Genomic DNA, 8,291 nt, shown 5'->3' with positions numbered 1-8,291 from the left:
ATCAACAAGGTCTCGTACCTCGTTAAGGTCATCGCGTAAGCGGCCCTACGGATCAAGGAGTTGATATGGAATTGAATAACCTGAAGCCGGCAGCTGGCGCCAAGCACGCCAAGCGTCGCGTCGGTCGTGGCATCGGTTCGGGCCTCGGCAAGACGGCTGGCCGTGGTCACAAGGGTCAGAAATCGCGTTCGGGCGGCTTCCACAAAGTCGGTTTCGAAGGCGGTCAGATGCCGCTGCAACGTCGTCTGCCGAAGCGCGGCTTCACGTCGCTGACGAAGGAATTCGTCGGTGAAGTGCGCCTGGGCGACCTCGAGAAGCTGCCGGTCGACGAGATCGATCTGCTCGCACTGAAGCAAGCCGGCCTGGTCGGCGAGCTGACGAAGAGCGCAAAGATCATCGCGACGGGCGAACTGAAGCGCAAGATCGTCGTGAAGGGTCTCGGTGCCACCAAGGGTGCGCGCGCTGCGATCGAAGCGGCTGGCGGTTCGTTCGCCGAGTGACACGCGTAGCGCGTCGTCACTTGCATTCATCGGAGAAGGTACTTGGCTAACAGCCCGAGTCTTGCAAAACCCGGTCGAAGCACGGCGAAATTCGGCGATCTGCGCCGGCGAGCGATGTTCCTGCTCCTGGCGCTGATCGTCTATCGCATCGGCGCGCACATTCCCGTGCCGGGCATCGATCCGGATCAACTGGCCAAGCTGTTCCAGAGCCAGGCGGGCGGCATCCTGGGCATGTTCAACATGTTCTCGGGTGGCGCACTTTCCCGCTTCACGATCTTTGCGCTGGGGATCATGCCGTACATTTCGGCGTCGATCATCATGCAGTTGCTGGCGATCGTTTCGCCGCAGCTCGAGGCGCTGAAGAAGGAAGGGCAGGCAGGGCAACGGAAGATCACGCAGTACACGCGGTATTTCACCGTGGTGCTCGCGACCTTCCAGGCATTCGGTATCGCGGCCGCGCTGGAAAACCAGCCGGGCCTCGTCACCGATCCCGGCACGCTGTTCCGTCTGACGACGGTCGTGACGCTGGTGACGGGCACGATGTTCCTGATGTGGCTCGGCGAGCAGATTACCGAGCGTGGTCTGGGCAACGGTATCTCGATCATCATCTTCGGCGGGATCGCAGCAGGGTTCCCGAATGCCGTCGGTGGGTTGTTCGAGCTGGTGCGTACGGGTTCGATGAGCATCATTTCGGCGATCATCATCGTCGTTCTGATTGCCGCGGTGACTTACCTGGTCGTGTTCATCGAACGCGGCCAGCGCAAGATCCTCGTGAACTACGCGAAGCGCCAGGTCGGCAACAAGATCTACGGTGGGCAGTCGTCGCATCTGCCGCTGAAGTTGAACATGTCGGGCGTGATTCCGCCGATCTTTGCATCGTCGATCATTCTGTTCCCGGCAACGATTCTCGGCTGGTTCAGTACCGGTCAGCCGACGGGAAGCTGGATTTCCAATACGTTGCATAACGTTGCGGAAGCGCTGAAGCCGGGCCAGCCGGTCTATGTGCTGCTGTACACGCTGGCAATCGTGTTTTTCTGCTTTTTCTACACCGCATTGGTGTTCAACAGCAGGGAGACCGCGGACAACCTGAAGAAGAGCGGCGCGTTTGTTCCGGGCATTCGTCCGGGCGATCAGACCGCACGATATATCGACCGCATCCTCACGCGTCTGACGCTGGCCGGTGCGATCTACATCGTCTTCGTGTGTCTGCTGCCGGAATTCCTGGTGCTGCGCTGGAACGTGCCGTTTTATTTTGGTGGAACGTCGCTGCTGATCATTGTCGTCGTCACGATGGACTTTATGGCGCAGGTGCAGTCGTACGTTATGTCGCAACAGTATGAGTCGCTGCTCAAGAAGGCAAACTTCAAGGGCGGCAATATCCCGACGCGTTGAAAGGACTATGGCCAAAGACGATGTAATCCAGATGCAGGGTGAGGTGATTGAAAACCTCCCGAATGCGACCTTCCGTGTGAAGCTGGAAAACGGCCATGTCGTGTTGGGGCATATTTCCGGAAAGATGCGGATGCACTACATCCGCATTCTGCCCGGCGACAAGGTGACGGTTGAGTTGACGCCTTACGATCTGTCTCGTGCGCGGATCGTGTTCCGGGCGAAGTGATTTGAAAAAAGGGTATTATCATGAAAGTGATGGCATCGGTTAAGCGCATTTGCCGCAATTGCAAGATCATCAAGCGCAAAGGCGTCGTTCGCGTGATCTGCAGCTCGGATCCGCGCCACAAGCAGCGCCAAGGCTGACCGCGCGTTTGTTTGCGCTTTTTGTTTGAGGAAAAACAATGGCTCGTATCGCAGGGGTTAACATCCCGAATCACCAGCACACCGAGATCGGCCTGACGGCTATCTTTGGTGTCGGCCGCACCCGTTCGCGCAGCATCTGCGTGGCAGCTGGCGTCGATTTTTCGAAGAAGGTCAAGGATCTGACCGACGCAGACCTGGAAAAGCTGCGTGAAGAAGTGGGCAAGTTTGTCGTCGAAGGCGATCTGCGCCGTGAAGTGACGATGAACATCAAGCGCCTGATGGACCTCGGTTGCTACCGTGGTGTTCGTCATCGCAAGGGCCTGCCGATGCGCGGTCAGCGTACGCGTACGAACGCACGTACCCGCAAGGGTCCGCGTCGTGCAGCGCAAGCGCTGAAGAAGTAAGCGGAACTGACAGTTACAGGAAAACGTAATGGCTAAGGCTTCGAACACCGCGGCGCAACGCGTTCGCAAGAAGGTTAAGAAGAACGTCGCTGAAGGCGTGGTTCACGTTCACGCGTCGTTCAACAACACGATCATCACGATCACCGATCGCCAAGGCAACGCTCTGGCATGGGCGACGTCGGGCGGTCAGGGCTTCAAGGGCTCGCGCAAATCGACGCCGTTCGCTGCTCAGGTCGCAGCCGAGTCGGCTGGCCGCGTCGCGATGGAATACGGCGTGAAGAATCTGGAAGTGCGGATCAAGGGCCCGGGCCCGGGTCGCGAGTCGGCAGTGCGCGCACTGCACGGCCTCGGCATCAAGATCACCGCGATTTCGGACGTCACCCCGATTCCGCACAACGGCTGCCGTCCGCCGAAGCGTCGTCGTATCTGAGGATGTGCTGGCACGTTCGTGCTAGCGCATTGCCTGTCGCCGCTCAGCGTCGACGGGCGTTGCTTTTTTGATTGACTAAGCCCACCGTTCGCCCCAAAGGGAGCGGACTAGCGCGGATTTCGATCCGCGTGACTGATTGATAAAGGAATGCAAAGTGGCACGTTATATCGGCCCCAAAGCCAAGCTGTCCCGCCGTGAAGGCACCGACCTGTTCCTGAAGAGCGCGCGCCGCTCGCTCGCCGACAAGTGCAAGCTCGACAGCAAGCCGGGCCAGCACGGCCGTACCTCGGGCGCGCGTACGTCCGACTACGGTACGCAGCTGCGCGAAAAGCAGAAGGTCAAGCGCATCTACGGCGTGCTGGAACGTCAGTTCCGCCGCTACTTCGCTGAAGCCGACCGCCGCAAGGGCAACACGGGTGAAAACCTGCTGCAACTGCTCGAGTCGCGCCTCGACAACGTCGTGTACCGCATGGGCTTCGGCTCGACCCGCGCTGAAGCGCGCCAGCTGGTGAGCCACAAGTCGATCACCGTGAACGGCGTCGTCGCAAACGTCCCGTCGCAGCAAGTGAAGGCGGGCGACGTCGTCGCGATCCGCGAAAAGGCGAAGAAGCAGGCGCGTATCGTCGAAGCGCTGTCGCTGGCCGAGCAAGGCGGCATGCCGAGCTGGGTTGCAGTCGATGCGAAGAAGTTCGAAGGCACGTTCAAGCAAATGCCGGAACGCGCTGAAATCGCAGGCGACATCAACGAAAGCCTGATCGTCGAATTGTATTCGCGTTAATCCGATTGACGGCCGAGGTACCCCGATTGCGTCGCGCAAGGAGGGGCCTCGGCTGTTTATTTTCTGGTTGTTACCGGTCAGCCTTATCGGTGTAACGAGCCGAGGGTATTGAAAAGGAAAGCCCATGCAAACCAGTTTGCTGAAACCCAAGATCATCGCCGTGGAATCGCTGGGCGAGAACCACGCGAGGGTGGTCATGGAACCGTTCGAACGCGGTTACGGCCACACCTTGGGCAATGCGCTTCGCCGCGTGCTGCTGTCGTCGATGGTAGGCTACGCGCCGACCGAAGTCACGATCGCGGGCGTGGTGCACGAGTACTCGACGCTGGATGGCGTGCAGGAAGACGTCGTCAACCTGCTGCTGAACCTGAAGGGCGTGGTGTTCAAGCTGCATAACCGTGACGAAGTGACGGTTACGCTGCGCAAGGAAGGCGAAGGCGTCGTGACGGCCGGCGATATCGAGCTGGCTCACGATTGCGAAGTCATCAACCCGAATCACGTGATCGCGCACCTGTCGAAGGGCGGCAAGCTCGACGTTCAGATCAAGATCGAAAAGGGTCGCGGCTACGTGCCCGGCAACGTCCGTCGCTACGGCGAAGACACGGCCAAGATCATCGGCCGCATCGTCCTCGACGCATCGTTCTCGCCGGTTCGCCGCGTGAGCTATGCGGTCGAAAGCGCACGGGTCGAGCAGCGTACCGACCTCGACAAGCTCGTGATGAACATCGAGACGAGCGGCGTGATCACGCCGGAAGAAGCGATCCGCCAGTCGGCCCGCATCCTGGTCGACCAGCTGTCCGTGTTCGCGGCGCTGGAAGGCACGGAAACGGCAGCCGAGGCACCGTCGCGCGCACCGCAGATCGATCCGATCCTGCTGCGTCCGGTGGACGATCTCGAACTGACGGTTCGTTCGGCGAACTGCCTGAAGGCCGAGAACATCTACTACATCGGCGATCTGATCCAGCGCACGGAAAACGAGCTGCTGAAGACGCCGAACCTCGGTCGCAAGTCGCTCAACGAGATCAAGGAAGTGCTCGCTTCGCGCGGTCTCACGCTGGGCATGAAGCTCGAGAACTGGCCGCCGGCTGGTCTCGACAAGTAAGCCCGGTTGTAGCCTGGCTATCGCTGTCGTTGGCAAAGATGCGGATTTTCCTTTAAAATCCGCATCTTGCTTTTTTTCGTTACCGGCCCGTGCGCCCTCCTAGGCGCGATAGAAGAGCTGGACCAAAACTTTGAATCAAGGAAACTGAAATGCGCCATCGTCATGGTCTGCGGAAACTGAACCGCACGAGCAGCCACCGTCTGGCTATGCTCCGTAACATGTCCAACTCGCTGATCGAGCACGAAGTCATCAAGACGACGCTGCCGAAGGCGAAGGAACTCCGTAAAGTCGTCGAGCCGCTGATCACGCTCGGCAAGAAGCCGTCGCTGGCAAACCGTCGCCTGGCGTTCAACCGCCTGCGCGATCGTGACTCGGTCGCGAAGCTGTTCGACGTGCTCGGTCCGCGTTTCGCGAACCGTCCGGGCGGCTACCTGCGCGTGCTGAAGTTCGGTTTCCGCGTGGGCGACAACGCACCGATGGCACTGGTCGAGCTGCTCGACCGTCCGGAAGTCGACGAAACGGAAAACGTGCAAGAAGCTGAGTAAGCTTCCGGTACGTAGCAGGATCTGAAAGGGGCCGAGCAATTGCTTGGCCCTTTTTGTTTTTGAGGTGCCGGCTGCGGTTGATTGTCGCAGGGTGGGGCCGGCAGCGTCGCGCGGGCTGCGCTACGATACGGGCACCGATGCGGTCCCTGAACGGGTAATCGGCACTGGCAGGAGTCTGTAGACGAGCGAGGAGACGGATGATAGTGGTGCTGATGCTGACGACGGTCCCCGATGCGGCGACGGCCGCGGCGCTCGCCGACGGCGCGCTCGGCGCGCGGCTCGCCGCATGCGTGTCGGAGCTCGGCGCGATCAAGTCGCGCTATCACTGGCAGGGCAAGGTCGAAACGGCCGACGAGATCCAGTTGCTGTTCAAGACGAGCCCGGTTCGGGCACTCGAACTGGAGCGATTTATTCTCGCGCATCATCCTTACGAGACGCCCGAAATCGTCTCGTGGCAGACGACGGCATCGGCCGCGTATGGCCAGTGGGTGACCAGCGAAACTCAACGTCTATTTCATGTTTAACGGTATGGCGCTTTCGATGCGCGTGCGCGCGCTGCGGTTTCTTGCGGTCCTGTTGTCGTTCGTGCTCGCGCTGGGCGGGCTGTCCGCCGCGCGGGCGGCCGACGATTTCCTCGATCCGTCGGTTGCGTTCAAGTTCAGCGCGAGCGAATCGCCGGGCCAGGTGGACGTCCGCTTCAAGATCGCGAACGGCTATTACATGTACCGCGAGCGCTTCGCGTTCGCGGTGAAAAGCGGCCAGGCCGCGCTCGGCGAGCCGCAGTTCCCGGCCGGCCACGTGAAGTTCGACCAGACGTTCCAGAAGAACGTGGAGACCTATCGCGATGAGGTCGTCGTTCACGTGCCGGTGAAGCAGGCGGCCGGTCCGTTCGAGCTCGCGGTGACGTCGCAAGGATGCGCGGACGAAGGGATCTGTTATCCGCCGGCCGAGCACGTGATGAAGGTCGATGGCGCCGCGCTCGGCGCCGCCTCGCCGTCCGGCGACACGGCTGCCGCGGGCAGCTGGTTCGACAAGGTCACGAGCGCCGATTTCGCGCAGTCGCTGCTCGAAGGGCACGGCTTCTTCACGATCGTCGCGCTCTATTTCGTCGCGGGCGTCGTGCTGAGTCTGCTGCCCTGTTCATACCCGATGATTCCGATCGTGTCCGCGATCATCATCGGCCAGGGCACGCGCGCGACGCATGCACGCGGCTTCGCGCTGTCGCTGACCTACGTGGTCGGCATGGCGCTGGTCTACACGGTGCTCGGCATCGCCGCCGCGCTGGTTGGCCAGAGCCTTGGGGCCTGGCTGCAGAACCCATGGGTGCTCGGCGCGTTCGGCGTGCTGCTGAGCGCGTTCGCGGTGTCGCTGATTTCGGGCAAGGACATCGCGTTGCCGGCGCGCTGGCAAAACGGCGCGGCCGAGGCGTCGAGCGCGCGCCAGGGCGGCCACTTCGTCGCGGTCGCGGCGATGGGCGCGTTGTCGGCGCTGGTCGTCGGCGCGTGCATGACGGCGCCGCTGTTCGCGGTGCTCGCTTTCATCGCGCATACCGGCAATGCGTGGCTCGGCGGCGCGGCATTGTTCGCGATGGGGCTGGGGCTCGGCGTGCCGCTGCTGGTCGTGGGCATCGGAGCCGGGACGGTGCTGCCGCGTGCGGGCGCATGGATGGACGGCGTGAAGGTGTTCTTCGGCATCGTGCTGCTCGCGGCCGCGCTGTGGATCGTGTGGCCGGTGCTGGCCGGCGGGCTGAAGATGGTGCTCGCGGCGTTGTGGCTCTTGATCGCGGCCGCGGCGCTCGGGTTGTTCACGCCGAATGCCGGCGCCGCGTCGATCTGGCGCCGCCTGGGCCGCGGCGTGGGCGCCGCGCTCGCGATCTGGGCCGCGACGCTGCTCGTCGGCCTGGCTGCGGGTTCGACCGATCCCGTCAAGCCGCTGGCCGTGCTGGCGGCGCGTACCGCCGCGTCCGGCGGCGCGACGACGGCCGGCGCGGCTGCGGCGCAGGACGGCCCCGTGTTCGCGCCGGTGCGCTCCACCGGCGAACTCGACGCGCTGCTGAAGACGTCGGGTCAGCCCGTGATGCTCGACTTCTACGCCGACTGGTGCGTGAGCTGCAAGGAGATGGAGCATCTGACGTTCACCGACGCGCGCGTGCAGGCGCGGCTCGCTCAGCTTCACCTCGTGCGCGCGGACGTCACCGCGAACAACCCGGACGATCAGGCGCTGCTCAAGCGCTTCAACCTGTTCGGGCCGCCGGGCATCATCTTCTTCGATCGCAACGGCCACGAGATCGGCCGCGTGGTCGGCTATCAGGCGGCCGACACGTTCCTGCGCAGCCTCGATCGGGCGGCCGTTCCGACGGTATGACGATGGCCGGCTGCGGCGCGCCGGCGAGCGGAAGATCCGGGGCCGGCCGACGGTCTCTCTCGACGGTAAACAAAAAACGGAGAACACCGAGGTGTCCCGCCGTTTTTGCTGTGCCTGCCGGCGCGCGATCAGCGCTGCGCTTTCAGCAGACGCGCGGCATCGAGCGCGAAGTACGTGAGCACACCGTCGGCACCCGCGCGCTTGAACGCGAGCAGCGATTCGAGCACCACCTTGTCGTGGTCGAGCCAGCTGTTCATCGCGGCCGCCTTCAGCATCGCGTATTCGCCGCTCACCTGGTACACGTAGGTCGGGAAGCGGAACTCGTCCTTCACGCGGCGCACGATGTCGAGATACGGCATGCCGGGCTTGACCATCACCATGTCGGCGCCTTCGTCGATGTCGAGGCGCACTTC

At 62.5% G+C, this 8,291-nt stretch carries 11 protein-coding genes and 1 pseudogene; 11 read left to right on the top strand and 1 reads right to left on the bottom strand.

Features of this window, described 5'->3' with window-relative positions; all coding sequences use genetic code 11:
• Positions 1–65: 65 nt before the first annotated feature.
• The 11 genes from rplO to dsbD all read left to right on the top strand — a co-directional run bounded on the left by rplO (position 66) and on the right by dsbD (position 7,878).
• A complete protein-coding gene (gene rplO, locus AC3IFE_RS19010) occupies positions 66–500 on the top strand; it encodes a 50S ribosomal protein L15 (protein WP_006482880.1) in 435 nt (144 codons plus the stop codon).
• 42 nt (positions 501–542) lie between these two features.
• Positions 543–1,892 carry a preprotein translocase subunit SecY gene (secY, locus tag AC3IFE_RS19005; RefSeq protein WP_089466459.1) on the top strand — a complete coding sequence of 450 codons (1,350 nt, stop codon included), beginning with the start codon at positions 543–545 and terminating at the stop codon, positions 1,890–1,892.
• A 7-nt stretch (positions 1,893–1,899) separates the two neighbouring features.
• Positions 1,900–2,118: a translation initiation factor IF-1 gene (gene infA, locus AC3IFE_RS19000; protein ID WP_004521905.1), complete on the top strand. Its 219-nt coding sequence runs from the start codon at positions 1,900–1,902 to the stop codon at positions 2,116–2,118.
• A 20-nt stretch (positions 2,119–2,138) separates the two neighbouring features.
• Positions 2,139–2,255 carry a 50S ribosomal protein L36 gene (rpmJ, locus tag AC3IFE_RS18995; RefSeq protein WP_004199844.1) on the top strand — a complete coding sequence of 39 codons (117 nt, stop codon included), beginning with the start codon at positions 2,139–2,141 and terminating at the stop codon, positions 2,253–2,255.
• Positions 2,256–2,293: 38 nt separating this feature from the next.
• Positions 2,294–2,659 carry a 30S ribosomal protein S13 gene (gene rpsM / locus AC3IFE_RS18990; protein WP_006477178.1) on the top strand — a complete coding sequence of 122 codons (366 nt, stop codon included), beginning with the start codon at positions 2,294–2,296 and terminating at the stop codon, positions 2,657–2,659.
• Between the two features lie 28 nt (positions 2,660–2,687).
• Complete coding sequence (gene rpsK, locus AC3IFE_RS18985; protein ID WP_004197937.1) at positions 2,688–3,089, top strand: 30S ribosomal protein S11; 402 nt, start codon at positions 2,688–2,690, stop codon at positions 3,087–3,089.
• A 154-nt stretch (positions 3,090–3,243) separates the two neighbouring features.
• Positions 3,244–3,867 (top strand): 30S ribosomal protein S4, encoded by a 624-nt coding sequence (gene rpsD / locus AC3IFE_RS18980; RefSeq protein WP_006477177.1) that lies wholly within the window; start codon positions 3,244–3,246, stop codon positions 3,865–3,867.
• A 124-nt stretch (positions 3,868–3,991) separates the two neighbouring features.
• Positions 3,992–4,969, top strand: a complete 978-nt coding sequence (locus AC3IFE_RS18975; RefSeq protein ID WP_006477176.1) for a DNA-directed RNA polymerase subunit alpha — start codon at positions 3,992–3,994, stop codon at positions 4,967–4,969.
• Between the two features lie 149 nt (positions 4,970–5,118).
• Positions 5,119–5,514, top strand: a complete 396-nt coding sequence (rplQ, locus tag AC3IFE_RS18970) for a 50S ribosomal protein L17 (RefSeq protein WP_006477175.1) — start codon at positions 5,119–5,121, stop codon at positions 5,512–5,514.
• 197 nt (positions 5,515–5,711) lie between these two features.
• Positions 5,712–6,038 (top strand): divalent-cation tolerance protein CutA, encoded by a 327-nt coding sequence (cutA, locus tag AC3IFE_RS18965; protein WP_089466460.1) that lies wholly within the window; start codon positions 5,712–5,714, stop codon positions 6,036–6,038.
• Complete coding sequence (gene dsbD / locus AC3IFE_RS18960; protein WP_489191563.1) at positions 6,031–7,878, top strand: protein-disulfide reductase DsbD; 1,848 nt, start codon at positions 6,031–6,033, stop codon at positions 7,876–7,878. The genes cutA and dsbD overlap by 8 nt, the downstream gene beginning before the upstream one ends.
• 128 nt (positions 7,879–8,006) lie before the next feature.
• On the opposite strand, the pseudogene AC3IFE_RS18955 reads toward dsbD, so the two are convergent.
• Positions 8,007–8,291, bottom strand: a pseudogene (locus AC3IFE_RS18955) (porphobilinogen synthase); the annotation flags it as partial.

The sequence above is a fragment of the Burkholderia sp. APQ4-4ca genome, assembly GCF_057837105.1.
The sequence above is the reverse complement of the archived record's forward strand: the minus strand, read 5'-3'. Positions and strand labels throughout refer to the sequence as shown.